This window comes from Pontibacter sp. T17, assembly GCF_057219875.1.
The window spans coordinates 1303800-1327002 of sequence record NZ_JBXVVW010000001.1 but is presented as its reverse complement, the minus strand read 5'-3'; the positions used below and the strand labels follow the sequence as shown (position 1 = coordinate 1327002).

Genomic DNA, 23203 nt, shown 5'->3' with positions numbered 1-23203 from the left:
TATCGCCTACTGCGCTTTGGGGTCAGGTGCTGAGTGCTGTCGAAGTATTCTGCGCGACTCCTGCAATGCTTCTTGGCTCTTGCGGTGGTCCCACAGCAGCTTCTGCGCACGTCTGGCTGTATCCTCATGACGCACAATGGGTGCAGGGTACTGAAGGCCCAATTGCACGCCGTACAGTTGTTGCTCCATAGCCGTCATGCGCCAGGGCTGGTGGGCAAGTGCAGCTGGCAACGACGCCAGTTCAGGCACCCATTGCTTGATGAAGACAGCCTCAGGGTCATGCTCCTGCGCCTGCTTCACGGGGTTATACGTCCGTATGATATGCGTGCCCACAGTGCCCGCCTGCATCTGAAACTGCGGGTAATGAATACCCGGCTCATAATCGAGAAAGGCACGGGCCAGATGGCGTGAACCCCGGCGCCAGTCCAGCCACAGGCTGTGCGTAAGAAAACTCACCAGCATGGCCCGCATGCGAAAGTTCAGGTAGCCGGTCTGCACCACACAGCGCATGCAGGCATCTACCAAGGGGTAGCCAGTCCGGCCCTCTTCCCAGGCCAAATACAGTTCCTCGTTCCATTCGGTACGCAGCGAATCATAGGCCCGGTTATGGTTTTCGGTTTCCATCCGGCATTCCGACTCAAACTTCTGGATGAAGTGGTCGCGCCAGCGGATGCGTGACTCGAAGGCGCGGAGGTCGAACCGCGACTGTCCCGCCTGACGAGCAGCCACCAACTGCTGATACACCTGCCGCACACTCAGGTTTCCCCATGCCAGATAAACACTCAACCGGCTGCACCCGCGGCGGCTGGCCTCAGGCTTTGAGATGGCCCGTGCGTATCCTTTCACGCGCTCCTGAAAGAAACTGCGTAGATAGCGCCAGGCATAACGTTCGCCACCAGGCTGGAAAGTGGCATCTTGGCCGGTCCACTTTGTGGGCAATTCAGCAGATGCTGGCGATGGCAGCAGGAGTGTCCGCAGCAGGTCCAGCGGCGTTGCAACCACCGGCGCCGACATCACTGTATTCCAGTGGGAGGTCCAGTCTTGCCGATGCCATAACGGCCGGCGTACGGCACTGAAAGGGCTTTCGCTAAACGTAACCCCATGTTTTCGACACCAGGTCGATACTTTACGGTCGCGGGCAAACGTAAGCGCATTGCCCACCTCCTCATGTGCAAACAGGCTGTGCAGGCGCCCCATCAGGCGCAGTTGCTCCAGAACGTCCAGCATTTCTTCCTGCGCTACCCACACTGCACCCGGGGTCTGTAGCTGGGCTTCGATGTCGGACAGGCTTTGCCACACGAACCGCCAGTGTCGCGGACTGGCATCTTCCGCGGCAGTGATACTGGGTTCGAAACAGTAGAGCAGCACGACTCTCCCTTCGGCCGCAGAAGCTGCCTGAATGGCCGCCATCAATGGTGCATGGTCATGCAACCGCAAATCGCGTTTCAGCCAGACAACAAACAGCGGTGCGGGCAAAGTCACGGACATCTAACAAAATGGAAATGCACGAAGTGCCCGGCGGGCATCGTTAGGCAGACAGTCCACCCATTACCGGGGATTCTTACCTTTGCCGCATGTCTACCGCAACCGCTCAAACCACTGATATCCGCACCCGTGTGAACGAGGCCCTGCGCGCCTTGGGCATTGGGGCCGAAACCCATGCCATCTCTACTGGCCTTGACTGGAAAGCTGGCAGCGCCGGCACCCGCACCATCGTTTCGCCCACCGACGGCGAACAACTGGGTGTAGCCAGAATGGCCACTGTTGCCGAGTACAATGAAGTAGCTGCCAAGGCTGAAGCCGCCTTTAAAGTATGGCGCGACGTACCAGCCCCCAAGCGTGGTGAGATCGTACGCCAGATGGGCGAAGCCTTCCGCATGCACAAAGAGCACCTGGGCCTGCTCGTGAGCTACGAAATGGGCAAGAGCTATCAGGAAGGTCTGGGCGAGGTACAGGAGATCATTGACATCTGCGACTTTGCCTGTGGCATCTCACGCCAGTTGTATGGCCTCACCATGCCGAGCGAGCGCCCCAACCACCGCATGCAGGAGCGTTGGCACCCGCTGGGCGTTGTTGGCATCATCTCCGCTTTCAACTTCCCAGTGGCTGTATGGAGCTGGAACTCCATGCTGGCAGCAGTATGTGGCGACGTCACCATCTGGAAGCCCAGCGAGAAGACCCCCATCACCGCCGTATGCTGTATCAACATCATCGCTGACGTACTGCGCCGCAATGGCATTCCAGAAGGCGTATTCAGCCTGGTGGTTGGTGGCCCCGAAGTGGGCAAGGCCATGGCCGAAGACACCCGCGTGGCACTGGTATCTGCTACCGGCAGCACCCGCATGGGCAAGGCAGTAGGCGAAACCGTGGCCAAGCGAATGGGCAAGTCGCTGCTGGAGCTTGGCGGCAACAACGCCATCATCATCACCCCCAGCGCCGACCTCAAGATGGCCATGACGGCCGTTGTGTTTGGCGCCGTTGGCACCGCTGGTCAGCGCTGCACCACCACCCGCCGCCTCATCATCCATGAAAGCATTTACGAGCAGGTGAAGGCCCAGCTACTGAGCATCTACAGCCAGTTGCCCAGCCGCATTGGCAACCCGCTGAAAGATGGCGTACTCATTGGGCCACTAATCGACAAGGATGCCGTCACCATGATGAACCGCACCCTCGACGACGTACGTGGCGGCCAGGGCAAAGTAATCTTCGGCGACGATGTACAGCTGCCCGCCGAGCTCACCGCCATCGGCACCTATGTGGTACCCCGCATTGTGGAGACCACCCCGATGGCTCCCTGCGCCCAGCACGAGACTTTTGCCCCCATCCTGTATCTGCTGAAGTACACTTCGCTGGAGCAGGCTCTGGAAATCCAGAACAATGTGCCCCAGGGCCTCAGCAGCGCCATCTTCACTACCGACGTGCGCGAAGCCGAGTATTTCATCAGCCACGCAGGCTCTGACTGCGGCATTGCCAACGTCAACATCGGCACCTCTGGTGCTGAGATCGGTGGCGCCTTTGGTGGCGAGAAAGAAACCGGCGGTGGCCGCGAAAGTGGCTCCGATGCCTGGAAGGCCTACATGCGCCGCCAGACCATCACCGTCAACTATGGCCGCGAGCTGCCGCTGGCACAGGGTATCAAATTCGATATCTAATTCGCTGACAAACGCTTTGAAGGCCCAACTGCTTTTCCGCGGTTGGGCCTTTTGTTTTCGCCCCCACCAAACCAAACAGGCGTTAACTTTGTTGCCCGTCAAACAACCGCCCACTTACTGCCCAACATGGCTCTTTCGTTTCACCCGCTGGAAGTCCTTGGCCTCACCAACGAGACACCCGACGCTTACACCGTCTCCTTCAAAAAACCGGAAGGCTTTGATTATAAACCCGGTCAGTATCTGACGCTGAAAGTAGCCGTAGGCAACGAAACCCTGAGGCGGGCTTTTTCGCTGAGCAGCAGCCCTATCAGCGACGACCACCTGTCGGTTACCATCAAGGCAATTCCTGGCGGAAAGGTATCCAACTACCTGCGCGACAACCTTATGCCGGGCGACATGGTGGACGCATTACCGCCAATGGGCAAATTCTTCATCAACCTTGATGGAGACAACGGCCGCCACTACGTGCTGATTGGTGCGGGGTCGGGCATTACGCCGCTGTACTCCATGCTCATCTCTGTGCTGGAAGCCGAACCTGCAAGCCGCGTGACACTGATTTATGGCAACCGCAACGAGGGCTCCATCATCTTCCGGCGCAAACTGGAGCAACTGGTAGCCCAAGCGGGCGGCCGCCTGGCCGTACACCACGTATTGAGCCAACCCAGCCACCAGTGGACAGGTCGCACAGGCAGGGTAGAAGGCAATGTGCTGCGCGAACTGCTGGTAGAGATTCTGAAGAACGGAAAAGCAGACACAGGCTTCTACCTCTGCGGCCCCGACGCCATGATGAATGGCGGCAAGCATGCCCTGCGCGATCTGGGCATAGCCGACAGTGCCGTCTTCACCGAGTACTACTCTGCCCCTGTGGCCGATGAAGACGAAGCCTCGGAAGAAGAGGAAGAAACCTACGAGATTGTAACACAGGATGTGGTGGTGAAGCTGGATGGCGAAGAGCGCGTTATCACCGTGAACCCCGACCGCTCCATTCTGCATGCTGCGGTAGATGCGGGTATGGACCCACCCTATGCATGCGAGGAGGGTGTATGCTGTACCTGCCGTGCCAAACTGCTGAGTGGGCTGGTGCAGATGAACGAACGCGAAGGCCTCAGCGACGAAGAGCTGGAAGCAGGCTTCATCCTCACCTGCCAGAGCCACCCGCTGACTGCCGACGTTGCAGTAGAGTTCGGCTGAGCAACTCTTCAACGTGGGTCATGAGCAAACGTTACGTTCCTACCCCCTGGCAGTTCCGCTGGTTCATGCGGATGTGGCCCCCACTGCTGGCTAACGGCATCCGCGCAACGCATGTCTCGCCCGACTTCCGGACGGTAACCGTGCGTATTGCCAAACAGAAGATCAACACCAACTTCAACGGCGGCATCTGGGGTGGTGCCATGCTGGCTGCCGCCGATCCCTGGCATGGCATGATGTATTACGTGTGCCTGAATATGCTGGGCATAGACGCCAAGGTGGCCAGCACGGAAGTAAAAGCTGAGTTTATTCGCACAGCACGCACCTCGCTTACTTTTACCTGTACGCTGGCAGAGCAGGACATCACCGACTGTGTTGCCGCTTTCGAACGCGGCGAGAAGTTCATCAGGACACACCCCATCGAAGGGCGCGACAAAGACGGCGAAGTGTGTTTCCGCGCCGAGGTCACGCTCTACATGCGAAAGCTGGACAAGCCACTGCGCATGCCATTCCTGTAACCAGCAATCGGGATTGCGACAAACAAGGGGGCATATGCCCCCTTGTTCTTCGTTGAGTCTATTGGCCTCAGACGTGCAAAGCCTTATGGCGCTCCACCATGTACTTGCGGTCTGCGCCCAATGACACGTATCGAACCGGCAGGCCCAGGTACTTCTCGATACGGTCGAGGTAGGCCCGGAGCGCTTCTGGCAATTCGCCTGGAGCATCAGGATCTACCGTCCAGCCGGGCACGGTCTCGTACACAGGCGTAATCTGGGCATAGGTGTCGTAGGGGACCTTGTCGGTAACTACGCCATCTACCTTGTAAGCGGTGCACACGTCAATGCTGTCCATCCCTGACAGGACGTCGGCTTTGGTCATCACCAGCTCTGTCACGCCGTTGAGCATGCAGGTGTACTTGAGGGCGGGGAGGTCCAGCCAGCCTACGCGGCGCGGGCGGCCAGTGGTAGCACCGTATTCGCCACCCATTTGGCGCAGCTTTTCAGCAAAATCGCCAGAGAGTTCGGTTGGGAATGGGCCACTCCCAACTCGGGTGCAGTAGGCTTTGAACACACCAAAGACACTGGCAAAGTGCTTGGGCGGAACTCCCAGACCTGAGCAAGCACCACCGGTTGTGGTATTGCTGCTGGTAACGAACGGATAGGAGCCAAAGTCAATATCCAGCAGGGCGCCCTGTGCGCCTTCGGCCAGAATGCGCTTGCCAGCCAGGCAGGCCTCGTTGAGATAATATTCGCTGTCTACCAGCGTGAGACTGCGCAGGGCAGGCAGGGTATGGAAGAAGAGGTCTTCCCACTCTTTGAGGTCGGCGCTGTACTCGGCCTCTGTCAGGCCCAGCATGGCGAGCAGTTGCAGGTGGTGGCGCTTGATTTCGTCATAACGCTGCTGGAAGTCGGCGGCGGAAATGTCGCCCAGACGAATGCCCCGACGGGCCATCTTGTCCTGATACACCGGGCCGATGCCGCGCAGCGTACTGCCGATTTTGGCTGTGCCTTTGGCTGCCTCATAGGCTTTGTCCAGCAGGCGGTGCGTAGGCAGAATGAGGTGGATGCGGCGCGAGAGCAGCAGACGCGTACCGAGATCAACACCGGCGGCCTTCAGCCCATCGAGTTCCTGTTGCAGAATCACCGGGTTGAGCACAACCCCGTTACCGATGAGGCACACGGTGCCTGCATGAAAGATGCCCGAGGGAATCTGGTGGAGCACATACTTCTTGCCGTCAATCACGAGGGTATGGCCTGCGTTGGGACCACCCTGAAAGCGTGCAACAATGTCGTACTGGTGGCCCAGCACGTCCACAATTTTGCCCTTGCCCTCGTCGCCCCACTGGAGGCCGAGGAGTACATCTACAGACATCGGAAAAAGAGGATTGGAATGGGTTTGTCGCGGGAGTAAGCGCCTCAGGCGTCGGTATTCATGCGGTCGCAGTTGGCGTTCTGGCAGTTGCCATACAGCAGCAGCGAGTGGTGCTTCACCTCAAAGTTGAGCAGGCCACCCACCATCTTCTGGATATCAGAGACACGGGGGTCGCAGAACTCGAACACTTTGCCGCAGTCGAGGCAGATGAGGTGGTCGTGCTGGCGGTAGCCATAGGACTTTTCATACACGGCCTGGTTACTGCCAAACTGGTGCTTAATGACGAGGTCGCACTCTACCAGCAGGTCCAGCGTGTTATACACCGTGGCGCGGCTCACACGGTAATTCTTATTCTTCATGTGGATGTACAGCGACTCGACATCGAAGTGGTCGTTGCGGCTGTAGATCTCTTCGAGAATGGCAAAGCGTTCGGGCGTCTTGCGCTGACCGCGCTTGTCGAGATAGGCGCTGAAGATGCGCTTTACTTCCTCGATTTTCTGGGTCTGTTCGACTGTGGATTCAGGCATACGGAAGGCCGTTCGTCAGCGTAACGAAGGCAAGCATTGGCAGCGTATGCACACTCCCCCACTTGCCGCACGAAGTTAAGCCTTTACGACATACCCCCCAACTTTTGGTTTGCGGCAATCAGCCAAACAATGCTTTGGCAGCCTCAAACAGCCCCCATGGTATGCCTCCGCAGAGCGAGACACCAACCAGCAGCAGCCACAGAATGTTCAAGGCTGTCTTCCAGCCCTTGCGGCGCCCTTCGCTGATCACGATACTCAGCACCACCAGTGCCACCAGGCCCATGATGCTCCATCCCAGCCAGGGACGCCACTTGGCCCAGGTGGGGTCATCGTTCCACTCCAGAATGGCCAGCCAGATGACAAATGCCCATACGGCCAGCCCCAGCACCTGCTGCAACACCAATGTAAGCCAGCCCTTCCAGTTCTTCATACCTCTTGCATCAGTTGAAGCTGCCCATACCCTCGCCGTTGGCGCAAAAGCCAAAGCCCAACAACAGGGCAATGACTCCGCCCAGTAGCAGTTGCAGCGCCGCTCTTTTAACATTGGCATTCTTCGCAATGGCTCCTCCGATCAGCAGCAGCAGCGCGAACGGCAGCGTAAAGCCCCCGCCCATCAGCAACAGGATGCCCGAGGTGTTTCTGGGCTTGTCATCGCCCAGAAACGAGAATACGACAATCACCAACGCCAGCAGGAGGTATGCCAGCAGGGGAGTCCATTTACGCGCCATCCTGCAAGCTAGCGAGAGATGTGGCAAGAACCAGAAGCCACCCGCTGAAAAGGACCGTCATCCTGTTCATGAAGTTCAAATCAGGCTTTAATCTGCTCTTTTCGCAGCTCGGCCAGGCGTGCACGCTTGGCAGGGTCGCGGTAGAAGAGGTTCATCGTCTCGAAGGGGATCAGCTCGCCTTCGGGTGTGGCAATGTGTACACACGACTTCTTGATGGAGCGGACATCGAAGTCGTAGGCATCTACAAACCGCATGATGATAATCCGGAACAGATTCTCGTAAGAGAGCTGCGGGGCTTGAATACTTGGCAGGCAGCAGAGCAGGGTATGCAGCTGCTCAGAAACGCGGTCTACCGAGTTGCCGGTACTGAAGAGCTGTAACATGTGCTCCTTCAGTTTCTCGTCCTGCTCGTACACAATGGTGTTACGCGAGTTGTCGAGCAGCTCTTCCGGGTCTACAAACCGGGTAAGCGGGAAGACCTCACCGCCCAGTTTCAGCGCATAGCCCATCGCCAGCGCATCGGGGTTGCAGGGCACCGGAATCAGATCGGCAGGGGTAAACACCGAGGTCTGGTCCAGAATGGCCTGCCTCACCTCGGTGAGGGTATAGCGGTCGGTCTTGGGGTCAAAGTTCTCCAGACGGCCGGCTATCTGCGTAGGCTGGAACGTAACACCGCGTACACATCGCTGTTTCAGCGCGTAGTCGATGATGGGGCCAATCTCGTCGGTGTTGAGGTCCTTCTGCAGCGTTACGACGAGCGTGGTGGAGAGGTTGTACTTGTTCAGGTTCTCCAGCGCCTTGCGCCGCACATCGGTGAGGTCTTTGCCGCGGAGTTTCTGCAGCACCTCGGGGCGGAAAGAGTCAAACTGCAGATAGATTTCGAAGTCGGGCATGTACGAGGCCAAGCGCTCCACAAAGGCCTCGTCCTGGGCAATGCGAATACCGTTGGTATTCACCATCAGGTGGCGAATGGGCTTGGTTTTGGCCAGGTCCAGTATCTCAAAAAACTGCGGATGCACCGTAGGTTCGCCGCCACTCAGCTGCACCACATCCGGTGTACCTTCGTTGGCAACGATGAGGTCCAGCATGCCGTTGATTTCCTCCAGCGTGCGGTGCCGTCCATGGTGGGGCGAGGACTCGGCGTAGCAGGTGGGGCAGGTGAGGTTGCATCGGTCGGTCACTTCCACCAGCGTCAGACAGGAGTGCTGCTCGTGGTCGGGGCACAGGCCACAGTCGTAAGGGCAGCCGAAGTGCGTCTGCGCATTGAAGCGCAGCGGCGTCTCGCTCGGCTTGTTGTAGTTGCGTATCTGCTTGTAATACTGGATGTCCGTAGCGATGAGCACAGTTTGGCGCCCATGCTCTGGGCAACGCTTCATCATGTACACGTTGCCATCTTCAAAAACAATCTTTGCTTCCACCCGGCGCAGGCACTCAGGGCACAGGCTCAGGGTGAAGTCGTAGTAGGTGTAGGATCTGTTGGGCATTCAGAGGGGGCCTCTGCGCGGAAAAGGGAGGAAGGACGCAGAAACACTTTCCAATAGTACAGCATTCCCAGAAAGGAGGCAATCTGAATGCTGCCAAGCAGCCCCAAAACGGCTACATGTGGCTTCCAGATGTCGGCCAAGAGACGCCAGGCGAGATAGGCTGCAAGAAACAGACGGAACTTGCCGCCCTCGGCAAACTGCCATTTCTGTCCCAGCCAGCGAATCAGCAGCCAAAGCGCAATGCAGAACAGAATCTCGTACAACTGGGCCGGATGCCGCGGAATGCCGTCGCCCAGATCCATTGCCCAGGGCAGATCTGACGGCAGACCGTGGGTGTTGTCGGCCACCCCGCCAATCCAGCAGCCAATACGGCCGATTACCAGCCCCAGCAGGATGGGCTCCACGAGCAGGTCGCCACTGGAGCGGGTGATACCCAGCACTTTTTTGCTAAGCTCTGCGCCAACGAGCCCGCCGAGAAAGCCCCCAGCCACGGTCTTGTTGCTGTAGAGATACAGCCAGAAATGCTCGCTGGCCCACCACTCGGCGGGATTTTCCAGCGCACCCAGCAGGCGCGAGCCCAGCAATGCTCCCAAAGCAGTGAAGACCAACACCTGCAGGCGTTGGTCTCCAACCAGATTATCGGGGCGGCGCTTACGCTGCCATCGAAACAGCTGATAGGCCAGGGTGAACGCCAGAATCTCCAGCGCCATGTGCATCCCGGCCCGCAACTCAAAGGTCATAGGCTCAGAGCGCGTCCTGGCTGTCAGCCGTTACGCCAGTAGCAATCCGCTTTACAAGGCCAGCCAGTACTTTGCCAGGGCCCAGTTCCTTGAACTCGGTAGCGCCGTCGGCCACCATTGCCTGCACCGACTGCGTCCAGCGGACAGCACTGGTAAGCTGAGTCACCAGATTCTCGCGGATCAGAGCAGGGTCGGTGTACGGCTTGGCGTCTACGTTCTGATAAACCGGACAGAAGGGAACGCTGAATTTAGCCTCCGAAATGCCCTTGGCCAGCTCTTCAGCCGCAGGGGCCATGAAGGGACTGTGGAAGGCCCCATTTACTGCCAGTTGCTTAGCCAGTTTGGCGCCCTTGGCCTTGGCAAGCTCAATGGCTTTGGCAATACCCTCAACGCTACCCGAGATGACCAGCTGACCGGGGGAATTGTAGTTGGCGGGCACCACATCGGCCACTTCGGCGCACACGGCTTCTACGAGCGCATCGTCCAGCCCCACGATGGCAGCCATCGTAGAAGGAGTGATGTCGCAGGCTTTCTGCATGGCGTTTGCGCGAATCGAAACCAGCCTTAGGCCGTCGGCAAATGACAGTGCCCCAGCGGCTGTAAGAGCAGAGAACTCGCCCAGGGAGTGGCCAGCCATCATGGCTGCCTGGCTTTGCACGCTGATTACCTCGGCCAGAATAACGCTGTGCACGAAGATGGCCGGTTGCGTCACGGAGGTGCGTTGCAGGTCTTCGGCAGTGCCACTGAACATTACCTGCGCAATGTCGAAGCCAAGCACTTCCTTGGCCTCGTCGAACCGGCGGCGTGCAATGGGGCTGGCATCAAAGAGCGCCTTGCCCATGCCCGGAGCCTGGGACCCTTGCCCAGGGAATACGTAAGCTGTTTTCATGCAGTTGATGTAGAAGCCCCAAAAATAGGAGAACCCCACCCTGCTTCAACTCTTGACAAACAGGCTATTCTTTACGTAAGCATCTAAAAAGCAAACGGGCCGCTGATGAGCGGCCCGTTTGTTACTTATGCAATCCGGAGATTACGCCTCTTCGCTTTCGCCTTCGGCTTCGTCGTCCTTCTTGGCTTTCTTCTTGGCAGGAGCCTTGGCCTTGCCAGCGGGCTCGCCCGACATCATTGCCTTCAGGTCGGCCAGTGCGCCGTGGTCACCCAGGGTGTCCTTCACGTCGGCACCTTCGCCAGCCTTGGCAGTTTTCTTGCCTGCGGCTTTCTTGCCATCAGCCTTCTTGCGCTCGGCTTCTTCCTCGGGAGAGGCTTCCTGCCAGGTGCGGGTGTGGCTGAGCAGAATCTTCTTGCTGTCCTTATTGAACTCCAGAACTTTGAAGTCAGCGGTGTCGCCTTCTTTCAGGGCGTCCTTGCCGTCTTCTACCTTCAGGTGCTTCACGGGCACAAAGCCTTCTACACCATAGGGCAGTTCCACATTGGCGCCTTTGTCGTTCAGACGAACGATGGTACCACTGTGTACAGAGTCAATCGGGAATACGGTTTCGAAGGTCTCCCAGGGATCCTCGGTGAGTTGCTTGTGGCCGAGGCGGAGCTTGCGGTTCTCAACGTCGAGTTCGAGTACCACAACTTCCAGCTTCTCGTCACGCTTGGTGAACTCAGAGGGGTGGTTAATCTTCTTGTTCCAGGCGAGGTCCTGCACGTGGATGAGGCCGTCGATACCTTCTTCAAGCTCAACAAAGAGGCCGAAGTTGGTGATATTACGAACGGTGCTCATGTGGCGGCTGCCTACGGGGTACTTGTCGGCAGCGTGCTTCCAGGGATCTTCACCCAGTTGCTTGATACCCAGCGACATCTTGCGCTCTTCGGTATCGAGGGTCAGAACGACGGCCTCGATTTCGTCATGCAGCTTGAACATTTCGCCTGGGTTCTTGGGGTGCTGGCTCCACGACATTTCGCTTACGTGGATCAGACCTTCTACGCCCGGCATTACTTCTACGAAGATGCCGTAGTCGGCGATGGTCACGATTTTGCCTTTCACCTTCTGGCCTACCTGTATGCGGTCGGCAATGTTTTCCCACGGATGGGGCTCCAGCTGCTTCAGGCCGAGAGAGATACGCTTCTTCTCGTCGTCGAAGTCCAGTACAACGATGTTGATCTTCTGGTCCAGCTTCAGCACCTCTTCGGGGCTGTTGATACGGCCCCAGCTGATGTCGGTGATGTGGAGCAGACCGTCTACGCCACCAAGGTCGATGAAGACACCGAAGTTGGTGATGTTCTTGACGGTACCTTCCAGCACCTGGCCGCGCTCGAGGTTGTTGATGATTTCGGCCTTTTGGGCTTCCACCTCTTTCTCGATGAGGGCCTTGTGAGAGATAACAACGTTATGCTGTACGTGGTTGATTTTAACCACTTTGAATTCCATCTTCTGGCCTACGTAGCTGTCGTAGTCACGGATGGGCTTCACGTCGATCTGCGAGCCGGGCAGGAATGCCTCGATGCCTTCCAGATCTACTACGAAACCACCCTTGGTGCGACGCTTGATTACACCAGTAACCACTTCGTCGTTGTCCAGCGCCATGTTGATACGCTCCCAGGTACGCATGCTGTTGGCAGCCTTGCGCGAGAGGACCATCTGGCCCAGCTTGTTCTCAATCGTCTCAAGGTACACTTCCACAGAGTCACCAACTTTCACGTCGGTGTCGCGGAATTCCGTGCGGGGGATGATACCCTCGCTCTTGAAACCGATGTTTACGATGACTTCGCGGTCGCTTACCGATACCACGGAGCCTTTGATGATTTGCTGCTCGTTGACTTCCGTCAGCGTGCCTTCGTACATCTGCGCCAGTTTGTTCCGCTGGTCGGCAGAATAGTCGAATTCGTCTTCCCAGTTGAAATCGGTAGACGCTGCAACGGGTTTACCGAGGCGCTGCTCCTCGTTTTTGGTTTGAGTTTTAGACATTTAGACAAATCTCCTTTCGGGGGAGGGCAAAGGTAACAGTGCCTCCTGTTTATTCCAAACATCCTTAAGCACTTACACCGGAAATGTGCAAAAGCCCAATACAGTAGCAGGCCAGCACGTGCAATTCCGCTGACGTCAACGTTATTAGGAACGTGCAATTCAACAATTTGCAGCCGTGAATACGCAGTTTCAGTCTTTCGACCTCCGCGCACTGGAAAACCCGCGCGCCCACGGCCTGTTGCTGGCCGCTGTTGCGCCCCGTCCCATTGCCTTTGCCAGCACAGTAGATGAAGACGGCACACCCAACCTCTCGCCGTTCAGCTATTTCAATGTCTTCAGCACGCACCCGCCGATTGTCATCTTCTCACCCAACCGCAGTGGAAGAACAGGGGCACAAAAAGACACTTACCACAATGCCAAGGTTACAGGCGAGGTCGTCATCAACATTGTCAACCACGCGCTGGTGCACCAGGCCAATGTAGCCAGTACCGAATATGCCAAAGGGGTCAATGAGTTCACGAAAGCGGGCCTCACTGCCTTGCCAAGCGAACTGGTGAAGCCACCCCGTGTGGCCGAAAGCCCGGTACAGCTGGAGTGTACCGTACGTCAGATTGTGGAGCTGGGCGACAATCCCGGCGCAGGCAACCTCATCATCTGCGAGGTGGTACGCATGCATGTGAACCAGAACGTACTGGATGCAAATGGCCGTATTGATACCCGCAAGCTGGACCTGGTGGCACGCATGGGTGCCAATTACTACTGCCGGGCCAACGATGAAGCGTTGTTCGAATTGCCCAAGCCCCCAGGCCATAGTATCGGGGTAGATGCCCTGCCTGATAGCGTGCGTCTGAGCCGTACTCTCACAGGCAACGATCTGGGCATGCTGGCTACCAGTACCCACCTGCCCACCCCCGAAGAGCTGGAGCACTTCAAGGAGCGCCACATGGGTATGCTGGACCACCTGCACGGGCCCGATCAGGTGCACCTGAAAGCGCAGGCCCTGCTGAACGAAGGGCGTACGCTGGAAGCACTCTGCCTTGTTACGCTCAAAGGCTGAGCCGATGCTGGATGTACAGGAATTACGCGCCCGGCTGGCCCAGCGCCTCGATACACGCTGGGCACTGCACAGCCGTATTCATCCACTCAACCGTATCCACACCCCCAAAGGGCCTCTCTGGGTAAAGCGCGATGACGAAACCGGCTTCGGCATCAGCGGCGGCAAGGTGCGTAAGTACGCCAGCCTGCTGCCATTGATTCAGCAGCGCAAGCCCGACGAAGTAGTCGTGATAGGCGGAGCAGGCTCCAACCACGCGCTGGGGATGGCCCAGCTGCTGACCGAAGAACAGATTCCTTTCCAGCTATGGCTGAGAGGCGAACCAGCCAAGCGAGGCAATGCACTGCTAACCCGTATGGTAGTGCCCGACAGCCAGATACGGTGGATTCCCCGCCCCGAATGGAATGAGGTGGAAGCCACCGCAGGAGCCTATGCCATAGCCAAAGTACAGGATGGCCGCAAGGTGTTTCTGGTGCTGGAAGGAGGGGCACAGGCCGAAACGGTGGCCGGAGCCTGCACCCTGTTGCTGGATATACTGGATAACGAACAGGAGCACCACATCCGGTTCGACAGCCTTCTGATGGACGCAGGCACCGGGTTGATGGCCTGTGTGACAGCCTGGCTTAACAGCCTGCTACCCAATCCTAAACACCTGCACGTAGTACAGATGGCAGGTACTCCAGCCTATTTTCACGAGCAGCTGGCGCGTGTCAAACACTGGCTTGAGCCCGTACTGGGCCAGACACTCCACGGCAATCCGACCCACTGTGTTCAGCTGCATAGCCCGTCAGTGGCCCCTCAGTTCGGCCGCGTAAACCCTGCCCTACTGGCCGAAATCCTGCAGACTGCCCGGGAGGAAGGCATCTTCACCGACCCACTTTACAACGCCAAGCTGTTTGCCACTGCCCGCACACTCGCTAGTCAGCAGGTGCTGCAGGGCCATGCGCTCCTTATTCATTCAGGTGGCGGAACCAGCCTCATGGCCTTTCAGGAACAGCTGAGCCAGTTGCTGCCAAATGACAGTAACTAAAGCGAAAAGCAATTAATTTTAGACCATACGAAAAATAATATTTAGCTTTGCTTTATATGAGACCGACTTTCAGACTGGTGGGCGGGCTTCTCGCTGCCGGACTTCTCCTTATAAGCCTTTTGGCCGGGTGCAGCAAAGCCACCGAAACTCCTGCAAAAAACAACAAGCTGATTCTCACAGCTACTACGGGCATGATTGCCGATGCCCTGCACAACCTTGGTGATACGCTTGTAGAAGTGCATGCCCTGATGGGGCCGGGCGTAGACCCACACCTGTACAAGGCTACTCAGAGCGACCTCGGCCGACTGACCAGCGCCAATGCCGTCTTTTACAACGGCCTGCACCTGGAAGGCAAAATGGGCGATGTACTCAGCAAACTGGCGCGCTCCAAGCCTGTGATTGCTGTTGGCGAGGCAGAGGCGTTGAAAACCCAGTTGCGCGAGACAGCCGCGTTTGGCGGTGCACACGACCCCCACATCTGGTTCGACGTAGCCCTCTGGCGCAGAACGGTGGACGAAATGGGCGCGCATCTGGCCATACTGGACTCGGCCAATGCCAGCACCTACGCCGAGCATACCGTAGCGTACGTCAACCGGCTGGATTCACTTGACCGCTGGGTACGGGTGCAGATTGCATCCATCCCCAAGGAGCAGCGCGTGCTCATCACAGCCCACGATGCCTTCGGCTATTTTGGCCGGGCCTACGGCATAGAGGTCCGCGGCCTGCAGGGCATCAGTACCGTGGCCGAGTCGGGTCTGCGGGACGTGAACGAGCTGGTGGATTTCATCGTGAAGCGGAAAATCAAGGCCATTTTCATCGAGAGCTCGGTACCAGCCAAGGCAATAGAAGCTGTAGTGGAAGGCTGTGCGGCACGCGGCCATCAGGTCCGTATCGGCGGCACGCTCTACAGCGATGCCATGGGCGCAGATGGCACACCCGAAGGCACATACATCGGCATGGTCACGGCCAACGTCAACACCATTGTAGGCGCGCTCAAATGAACCGCATCGTCGACAACCCTGCCTTTGAAATCCACGATCTGACGGTTAGCTACACGGGCCGGCCGGTGTTGTGGAACGTAGACCTGACGGTGCCGGGCGGCGTACTGGCGGGCATCATCGGACCCAACGGTGCCGGGAAAAGCACCCTTATCAAAGCGGCGCTGGGCCTTACGCCTGCCAGCAGCGGTTATGCCAAGTTCTTTGGCCAGACGCTGGAAGCCATCCGCGGCCGCATTGCGTATGTACCCCAACGCAGCAGCGTCGACTGGGATTTCCCTGCCAGCGTTCTGGATACCGTACTCATGGGCACTTACGGCAAGCTGGGCCTGTTCCGCCGCCCGGGCAAAGCCGAAAGGGAATGGGCACTGCACTGTCTGGACCAGGTAGGCATGCAGGCGTTTAGCGACCGCCAGATCGCACAGTTGTCGGGCGGGCAACAGCAACGCGTGTTCTTGGCGCGGGCGCTGGCACAGCGGGCCGACCTCTACTTTCTCGACGAGCCCTTCGCCGGTGTAGACATGGCCACTGAGGCCGCCATCATGGACCTCTTGCGCCTGCTGCGAAGCCAGGGCAAGACGCTTATTGTAGTGCACCACGACCTGCGCAGCGCCGCCGACTACTTCGACTGGCTCATCCTGCTGAACCAACGCCTGGTGGCCAGCTCGCCCACCCCAGAAGCCTTTACCGAGGACCTGCTGCAGGAAACCTATGGGGGCCGCCTTACCCTACTCTCCAACCTGGGCGAGCTCTTTGAGGCGCGGCAGTTCCCACGGCGCGAAAGTGGTAAAGACTTCTAGCATATGGAAGACCTGCTGCGCTTTCTCTCACTGGCCGAGCCCAATACCCGCTATGTGGTGATTGGCATTCTGCTGCTGTGCGGCAGTGCGTCGGTGGTGGGCACGTTCACGCTGCTGCGGGGCCGTGCCTTGCTGGGCGATGCCGTGGCACACGCCATCCTGCCTGGCATCTGTGTGGCGTTTCTCCTTCAGGGCGACAAAAGCCCCTGGGCCCTGCTGCTGGGGGCTTTCATTGCCGGCTGGATTAGTATCGTCATTGTCGATTATCTCAGCAACCACACGCCCATCAAGCCCGACACAGCTATCGGCATTGTGCTGAGCGTAGGCTTTGGGTTAGGCATACTGTTGCTGACGTACATCCAACGCGCGGGCAACGCTGCCCAAAGTGGCCTCGATAAGTTCCTGTTCGGCAAGGCAGCTACCCTCACAGCCGACGACGTACTGACCTTCGGTATGGTGGCCGCCCTGCTCTTGATTACCGTAATGGCCTTCCGGAAAGAACTGACACTACTCTGCTTTGACGCCGACTATGCCCGCTCGCTGGGGCTGCCCGTGCGCCTGCTGGAACTGCTGCTTACTACCCTGAGCGTGCTGGCCGTAGTAGTAGGTATTCAGGCCGTGGGTGTTGTGTTGATGGCGGCCGTATTGATAACACCTGGCGTAGCAGCCCGCCAGTTGACCCATCATCTGGGTAAACTGCTGTTTCTGGCAGGGCTGTTCGGTGTAGTCTCGGGCATTGCCGGCACTTATGTGTCATATCAGTTTCCGCAAATGCCGACAGGGCCTTGGGTAGTGCTGTTCCTTACGCTTATTGCCGGAGTGGTGCTGATTTTTGCGCCAAATCGTGGCATACTGGCCCGCTGGCAGAAACAACGCGCCAATCGGCGACAGATCCTTGGCGAAAACATCCTGAAAACGCTGTATCACCTGGGAGAAACGCCGACAGGGAACACGCGCTTTGCCTTCGTGGATGTACTGCGCCGCCATACAGGCCTGGAGCCTGACAGCCTCATGAAAGGTCTGCGGCAGCTGAAAGCCGAAGGCCTGGTAAGTTTTCATACCGAGGGCTACCAACTGACAGCTGAAGGTATGCAACGGGCACGCCGGGTTGTGAAACTGCATCGCCTGTGGGAAGCCTACCTGATGCACGCCCTGCGTATTCCTGCCGACCACGTGCACGATGATGCAGAGACACTTGAACACCTGATTACCCCGGAGCTGGAAGCGGAACTGGAACAGATTCTCAACAAGCCGACAGCCGACCCACACGACCGTACCATCCCCTACTGACACATGGATACGTTCTGGATTATCCTCACTGGCATGTTGGTGGCAAGCAGTTGCGCACTGCTGGGCTGCTTTCTGGTGTTGAGACGTATGGCCCTGGTAGGCGATGCCATCAGCCATGCAGTGCTGCCGGGCATTGTACTGGCCTTTTTGGCCAGTGGCAGCCGCGAGCCCTTCACCATGCTGGCAGGTGCCGCAGCCGTAGGAGTAGCCACTACCCTGCTCATCGAATTTCTCCAACGCACCGGACGCCTGCCTGCCGACGCCAGCATTGGGCTGTCGTTCACTGCACTGTTTGCGGTGGGTGTGGTGCTGCTCACGGTGTTTGCAGGCAACGTAGACCTGGACCAGGAGTGCGTGCTCTACGGCGAAATCGCCTACGTACCACTGGACCGCATTCTCACACCCGCTGGAACAGACCTGGGCCCGCGTGCCGTATGGATAGGCAGCGGAGTGCTGCTGCTGGTGGCCCTGTTTGTTGCGGTGTTCTTCAAGCAACTGCAACTCACCACCTTCGATCCTGGCTTTGCTCATACACTGGGGCTCCGCACGCAGGTGTGGCATTACAGCCTGATGGCGCTGGTGTCGCTGGTAACAGTGGCAGCCTTTGAGAGTGTGGGCGCCATTCTGGTGGTGGCATTGCTGATTGTACCAGCCGCCACCGCCCAGCTACTGGCTAAGCGACTGTCTATCATGCTATTGCTGGCTGTTGTTGCAGGCATTGCAAGTTCAGCAGGCGGCTACTACCTCGCCGCTGAAATCGATGGATCCATCGCAGGTGCCATGGCTACTGTGGCCGGCGTATTGTTTGCCCTCAGCGTAATGTTTCATCGCCTCCGCCTCAGATTGCGGCAGCGCGAAACGACTACCACAGCCTGAACAGGCATACGCCCGCAAAACGAAAGGCCAGCTTTAAGCTGGCCTTTCGGGTATGGAAGCACAACTAACTGTATCAGCGGCCCTGTGGAGCCTGCTGACCTGGTGCAGCCTGTGGATTCTCAATCTGCTTGATGAGGTCGCTATACACAGTGTTACCGGTAATCTGGAACATGCGCGTGGCCAGTGCCTTGGCCTTGTCGTACTCACCCGCACGGACATAGAAGCCCAGGGCCTGATCGAGGAAATACGACATATCGTCGCGGCTCTCGATCAGCGTGTAGTACTTCAGCAGGTATTGCAGACGCGGTGCACACTCCTCTTCCAGCTTCTGCAGCTCGGCGAGGGCCTGTGCACGGTTGCCCATGCGGTCATACATCACGGCTGAGTACAGGCGCGACGAAGGGGTAACAGGAATAGCCTGCTCAGTGATGGTGTTTTCGGTAAAGGCGATGACTTCCTTCGACTTCGTCTTCAGCGAATCAATACGCGACTGGATCTCAGGATTACGCTTCTGCTCCGAGCGACCTGCGCTGGAAGCAGCAACGGGATGCTGATCCTCCAGGCGTTCGGCCTCGTCGAGCAGGGCACTGGACAGCCGCATCAGGCTGGCGCGGTAGTTGCCTACCATTCGGTCGATGTTTTCGCCGAAGAAAATGTTGGGGTCGTTGAGCCCCCGGTACTTGCCATTGGTCACCAGACGGTCGTAGGTCTTGGGAAGGTTGATGCCACCATAGCCCATCATTGGGTCTACAGCAGCTGGCTTCACAGGCAGAATGCGGTAGGCCAGCGAGTGCATCTCGAAGTAGCCTTCCAGCCCGATAAAGCTGGAGCGCCCCACGGTATTGGCGAAGTAGATAGGACGGTTCCAGCCATTCTTGGCGTTGGTAAGCAGCATGTCCAACACCATCAGATCCTGCTTCATCAAGTAAGGGTTGTCTTTCGAGCCGCGGGGGCGTACTTCAAAAGACATGAAGCCAGTAGACCGTGCGGCCTGCTCTGCACTGAGAACACCCGCCTTCACGAGTTGCTCGGTTTCGAAAGGAACGTTGAACGAACGCGCAGGGAAGGGCACCGCCGCATTGCGCTCACCCATGTAGAAGTTCTCGTCCACACTGATGGGCAGCGGCTCCGACTCGTTCCACTTCTGGTGCTTCAGCTGGTGAATATACCAGTCGGTGTTCAACAGCGAGAGGTTTACCACCCGAACGTCTGTACGCACGCCTTCTACTTCCTGTAAGTACCAGAGCGGGAAGGTATCGTTGTCGCCATTGGTGAAAAGAATGGCGTTAGGGTCGCAGCTGTTCAGCAGGTTGTAGGCGCTGTCCGGGGGCACATACACGCCAGTACGGTTATGGTCGTCCCAGTTTTCGGCCAGCAGAATCGCAGGCGAACCGGCAAGACACACCACGCCTGCAATGACCGGTGCCATTCGACCTGCACGATGTAGAAGGGTTGCGATGGCTGCTACCCCCAGCCCAGACCAGATGGCCAGGGTGTGATAAGAACCAACGAAAGCATAATCACGCTCACGGGGCTCCTGTGCCACCTGATTCAGGTACAGCACAATCATTAAACCCGTGAACAGGAAAAGCATAAAAACGGCGAAGAACCGCTTGGAGTCATACTGCATGTGCCAGAGGAAGCCCAGCAGCGCGATGATGAGCGGCAGGAAGAAGTAGTGGTTGCGGGTGCGGCTTTCGCGCATCTCCTTGGGCATATCGCGGAGTTCCTGGAAGTTCAGGCCCGATTCCCAATCTGCGTGTTGAATGTCGCTTTCGCGGCCCACGTAGTTCCACAGCAGGTAGCGGAAATACATGTGATACACCTGATACTGGAAGAAGAACGCCAGGTTTTCGCGGCCAGTAGGCTTATCGTCCATTGGGTTGTTGGGGTCAGCGCCTTTGTTCTTCACGAAGGTGCTGTAGCCGAAAGGACCGCTGGCATAATGCTCGCGGTTATGCATGCGCGGGAAAAAGCGCAGCGTGCTGGGCTCATACTTATAGTCCTGCTTCTGTCCCTCCTGAATGTAGCGGTCGCGGGTGGAGAGTTTGAAGTAGAGCGGCTCCAGATTTACTGTGCCGATGGGCTCACTGTTGTACATCTGCCCGTACAGCAGCGGGGTGTTCCCGTACTGCTCGCGTTTCAGATAGCTCAGGAAGTTGATGAGGTTACCTGGGTGGTTCTGGTCGATTGGCGGATTGGCATTGGAGCGAATGGCAATGACCGCATAGGAAGAGAAGCCGATGTAAATCATCAGCACCGACATCAGCGATACGTTGAGCAGGGCGTTGCCCTTTTTGTGGCTGTACCAGATGCCAAAGCCCAAACCACCAAGCAATAGCAGGGCAAAAATGAACGTGCCAGTACCGTACGGCATACCCAAGCCCTTCTTGTTCGAACCATCGTAGGCTTCAGAGCCAGTGAAGAACCGCTCAAAGGCCCAGGCAACGTCCCAGCTCTTCTGCACCACGCCATACTGGACCACCACCAGAATCACTACGCTGATGCCCAGGGCCAGCACCATGCTCCAGAAGCTGTACTCGTACTTACGGAAGTAGTAAATGAGCACCAGCGCTGGGATGGTAAGCAGGGGCAGCAGATGCACACCTACAGACAACCCAATGACAAATGCCACCAGCACAATCCATTTAAGGTTATCGGGCTCATCGGCGCGGGCTTCCCACTTCATCATCAGCCAGAAGGTGCAGGCCGTGAAAGCCGAGCTGGCCGCGTATACTTCGGCCTCTACCGCATTGAACCACACCGTATCCAGAAACGTACAGGTAAGGCCTGCCACAATACCTGACAGCAGAATGGTAAGCTTGGCAGTGCCTTCGGGCTCGGCTGTATCGGGGGCCAGAATCTTCTTGGCCAGCATGGTCGTCGTCCAGCAGATGAAAAGTGCCAGCAGGGCGCTCATCACCACCGACACCAGGTTCACCATCAGCGCCACTTGGGTGGGGTCTGGTGCAAACATGGCGAAGAAGCGGCCCATCATCAGAAAGAGTGGTGCTCCTGGCGGGTGTGGGACTTCCAATTCGTTGGCGGTAGCGATAAACTCGCCACAGTCCCAGAAACTGGCAGTAGGTGCTACTGTCAGCAGATAAGCAACCATTGCCACGAGGAAAACGCCCCATCCGGCAAGGTTGTTCGCTAGTCTATACTTCATCTGAACAGAATATCAGTTCGCTACGGAAGCGACAAAAATAGCACTTCTTCCACGGCATGAACCGGGGAAAACCAAAGCCTGAACAATTCCGTAAATTCAGATGCCTCAACCTCCCCAATGACTACCGACACCACCCTTGCTCAAACGCCGCAGCTGGAAGGCGAGCATACCTACCGAGACACCTACATTGGCTACGGGCTGATGCTGCTTTCCTTCGCAATAGGCGTAATCGGCCAACAGTCGCTGGTGGCTGTGCTAATCGCGCTTATTCCCTGTCAGTACGGCTATTGGAAGCTGGCACTGGCACTCCGCCGCATTACAAAGGACGCACAGTTTGCAGGTGTTTTGCTGGCAACCCTCATTGCGGCTGTCCTGTTCGAACGGGCACTTCGGCTGTCAGGCGTCACACAGCACTGGATGTCATGGACACTGGCCCTTACGGCAGTTATTTACCTGGCGCGGCTTTACTTCTTTCGATTCTTCACCCACACCCGCTTTATTTTCTTTGAGCTTGGGCTGTCGTTCTTCATGTTTGCCTGCTGGGTCATGGCCATTGTGGCTGCGCCCGGCTGGGGGCTCAAAGTAGTCGCCCTGCTGTTGCCGCTTGTGAATTTCTTCTTTGCGGGCATCATGACGTTCCAGTATGTAGACGAAGGGCTGCAACTGCTTCGGTTTACCCGCAGAGGCTACCAGGTGAACCCCGGTGACCTGGCGCCAGACTTTGAGTTGCCAGATGAAAACGGCAATCCTGTTCGACTGAGCAGCTTTCGTGGCCAGCGCAACATCCTGCTGCTTTTCGTGCGTGGCGACTGGTGCCCACACTGCCATATGATGCTCCGTACCTATGAGAAGTTCAATCAGCGGTTTCAGGAAAAAGACATCCTGCTCATTGCCGTGGGCCCTGATCCTGTCGGAGTAAACAAAACCATGGTGCTGAAGCTTGGACTCGATTACCGTCTGCTTTCCGATGACAAACTACGCATGGCGGCCACTTACGGCGTGGAAATCGATGACTACCGTAATTTCTTTTCCTCGCGCTACAAGCCAGCCAAACGCCCTGGTGTTGCCCCAATGCCACTACCCGCTTCGTTCCTGGTAGACAAAACCGGCACTGTTCGTTACACTTCGCGGCCCGACCGTGTGGGTGAATTTCTGAACCCGGCTGGTATTTTCGAATACCTGAAAGACCTTAAGTAACACCTTTCTACTAGTATCTACCGTACAAGAGTAAGGGCAACTTGGTAGTTAAAATAGCCTAAGAGCGTCCGGTATTTACACTGAATTTGGCCTATTGGTTAGGCAATCATCCTTTTTCCTGATGGAAATCAGGGTTTTGCCCTGTGGAGGGGTTCATGTTTGTGCGGTCAAACAAACAACTCCT

Annotated in this window: 20 protein-coding genes; 10 read left to right on the top strand and 10 right to left on the bottom strand. The window is 57.4% G+C overall.

Going from position 1 to position 23203, the window contains the following annotated elements; all coding sequences use genetic code 11:
- Positions 1 to 6: 6 nt before the first annotated feature.
- Positions 7 to 1488 (bottom strand): cryptochrome/deoxyribodipyrimidine photo-lyase family protein, encoded by a 1482-nt coding sequence (locus tag AC2D8O_RS05835; protein ID WP_484677857.1) that lies wholly within the window; start codon positions 1486 to 1488, stop codon positions 7 to 9.
- An 86-nt stretch (positions 1489 to 1574) separates the two neighbouring features.
- Between AC2D8O_RS05835 and amaB the strand changes: the two genes are divergently transcribed.
- The 3 genes from amaB (at position 1575) to AC2D8O_RS05820 (ending at position 4858) form a co-directional block, all read left to right on the top strand.
- Positions 1575 to 3152, top strand: coding sequence for an L-piperidine-6-carboxylate dehydrogenase (amaB, locus tag AC2D8O_RS05830; RefSeq protein WP_484677856.1), 1578 nt, complete (start codon positions 1575 to 1577; stop codon positions 3150 to 3152).
- Between the two features lie 126 nt (positions 3153 to 3278).
- On the top strand, positions 3279 to 4343 hold the full coding sequence (locus AC2D8O_RS05825; RefSeq protein ID WP_484677855.1) for a 2Fe-2S iron-sulfur cluster-binding protein: 1065 nt from the start codon (positions 3279 to 3281) through the stop codon (positions 4341 to 4343).
- A 20-nt stretch (positions 4344 to 4363) separates the two neighbouring features.
- Positions 4364 to 4858 (top strand): DUF4442 domain-containing protein, encoded by a 495-nt coding sequence (locus AC2D8O_RS05820; RefSeq protein ID WP_484677854.1) that lies wholly within the window; start codon positions 4364 to 4366, stop codon positions 4856 to 4858.
- Between the two features lie 67 nt (positions 4859 to 4925).
- Here the strand turns inward: AC2D8O_RS05820 and AC2D8O_RS05815 are convergent, their stop codons facing one another.
- The 8 genes from AC2D8O_RS05815 to rpsA all read right to left on the bottom strand — a co-directional run bounded on the left by AC2D8O_RS05815 (position 4926) and on the right by rpsA (position 12605).
- On the bottom strand, positions 4926 to 6212 hold the full coding sequence (locus AC2D8O_RS05815) for an adenylosuccinate synthase (RefSeq protein ID WP_484677853.1): 1287 nt from the start codon (positions 6210 to 6212) through the stop codon (positions 4926 to 4928).
- Positions 6213 to 6256: 44 nt separating this feature from the next.
- The gene (locus tag AC2D8O_RS05810; protein WP_484677852.1) at positions 6257 to 6739 is read right to left on the bottom strand and encodes a Fur family transcriptional regulator; all 483 of its coding nucleotides are present in this window, start codon (positions 6737 to 6739) and stop codon (positions 6257 to 6259) included.
- A 118-nt stretch (positions 6740 to 6857) separates the two neighbouring features.
- Positions 6858 to 7169 carry a hypothetical protein gene (locus AC2D8O_RS05805; RefSeq protein WP_484677851.1) on the bottom strand — a complete coding sequence of 104 codons (312 nt, stop codon included), beginning with the start codon at positions 7167 to 7169 and terminating at the stop codon, positions 6858 to 6860.
- Positions 7170 to 7179: 10 nt separating this feature from the next.
- Positions 7180 to 7467: a hypothetical protein gene (locus AC2D8O_RS05800; protein ID WP_484677850.1), complete on the bottom strand. Its 288-nt coding sequence runs from the start codon at positions 7465 to 7467 to the stop codon at positions 7180 to 7182.
- 80 nt (positions 7468 to 7547) lie between these two features.
- The gene (locus tag AC2D8O_RS05795) at positions 7548 to 8951 is read right to left on the bottom strand and encodes a radical SAM protein (RefSeq protein ID WP_484677849.1); all 1404 of its coding nucleotides are present in this window, start codon (positions 8949 to 8951) and stop codon (positions 7548 to 7550) included.
- Positions 8912 to 9691, bottom strand: coding sequence for a prolipoprotein diacylglyceryl transferase (locus tag AC2D8O_RS05790; protein WP_484677848.1), 780 nt, complete (start codon positions 9689 to 9691; stop codon positions 8912 to 8914). The genes AC2D8O_RS05795 and AC2D8O_RS05790 overlap by 40 nt, the downstream gene beginning before the upstream one ends.
- Before the next feature lie 4 nt (positions 9692 to 9695).
- Positions 9696 to 10580: an ACP S-malonyltransferase gene (gene fabD / locus AC2D8O_RS05785; RefSeq protein WP_484677847.1), complete on the bottom strand. Its 885-nt coding sequence runs from the start codon at positions 10578 to 10580 to the stop codon at positions 9696 to 9698.
- 141 nt (positions 10581 to 10721) lie between these two features.
- The gene (gene rpsA / locus AC2D8O_RS05780; RefSeq protein ID WP_484677846.1) at positions 10722 to 12605 is read right to left on the bottom strand and encodes a 30S ribosomal protein S1; all 1884 of its coding nucleotides are present in this window, start codon (positions 12603 to 12605) and stop codon (positions 10722 to 10724) included.
- A gap of 175 nt (positions 12606 to 12780) precedes the next feature.
- Here rpsA and AC2D8O_RS05775 point away from each other — a divergent pair, with 175 nt between their 5' ends.
- Genes AC2D8O_RS05775 through AC2D8O_RS05750 form a run of 6 tightly spaced genes read left to right on the top strand, consistent with a single transcriptional unit; the run spans position 12781 to position 18653 of the window.
- A complete protein-coding gene (locus tag AC2D8O_RS05775) occupies positions 12781 to 13662 on the top strand; it encodes a flavin reductase family protein (protein WP_484677845.1) in 882 nt (293 codons plus the stop codon).
- Complete coding sequence (locus AC2D8O_RS05770) at positions 13643 to 14689, top strand: hypothetical protein (RefSeq protein WP_484677844.1); 1047 nt, start codon at positions 13643 to 13645, stop codon at positions 14687 to 14689. Before AC2D8O_RS05775 ends, AC2D8O_RS05770 begins: the two co-directional genes overlap by 20 nt.
- Before the next feature lie 56 nt (positions 14690 to 14745).
- Complete coding sequence (locus tag AC2D8O_RS05765) at positions 14746 to 15690, top strand: metal ABC transporter solute-binding protein, Zn/Mn family (protein WP_484677843.1); 945 nt, start codon at positions 14746 to 14748, stop codon at positions 15688 to 15690.
- The gene (locus tag AC2D8O_RS05760; RefSeq protein WP_484677842.1) at positions 15687 to 16487 is read left to right on the top strand and encodes a metal ABC transporter ATP-binding protein; all 801 of its coding nucleotides are present in this window, start codon (positions 15687 to 15689) and stop codon (positions 16485 to 16487) included. The genes AC2D8O_RS05765 and AC2D8O_RS05760 overlap by 4 nt, the downstream gene beginning before the upstream one ends.
- A 3-nt stretch (positions 16488 to 16490) precedes the next feature.
- A complete protein-coding gene (locus AC2D8O_RS05755) occupies positions 16491 to 17777 on the top strand; it encodes a metal ABC transporter permease (RefSeq protein WP_484677841.1) in 1287 nt (428 codons plus the stop codon).
- A 3-nt stretch (positions 17778 to 17780) separates the two neighbouring features.
- A complete protein-coding gene (locus AC2D8O_RS05750; RefSeq protein ID WP_484677840.1) occupies positions 17781 to 18653 on the top strand; it encodes a metal ABC transporter permease in 873 nt (290 codons plus the stop codon).
- 73 nt (positions 18654 to 18726) lie between these two features.
- On the opposite strand, the gene AC2D8O_RS05745 is transcribed toward AC2D8O_RS05750, so the two are convergent.
- The gene (locus AC2D8O_RS05745) at positions 18727 to 21822 is read right to left on the bottom strand and encodes a glycosyltransferase family 117 protein (protein WP_484677839.1); all 3096 of its coding nucleotides are present in this window, start codon (positions 21820 to 21822) and stop codon (positions 18727 to 18729) included.
- 117 nt (positions 21823 to 21939) lie between these two features.
- On the opposite strand from AC2D8O_RS05745, the gene AC2D8O_RS05740 reads away from it, so the two are divergent.
- Positions 21940 to 23019 (top strand): redoxin domain-containing protein, encoded by a 1080-nt coding sequence (locus AC2D8O_RS05740; protein ID WP_484677838.1) that lies wholly within the window; start codon positions 21940 to 21942, stop codon positions 23017 to 23019.
- Positions 23020 to 23203: the final 184 nt, after the last annotated feature.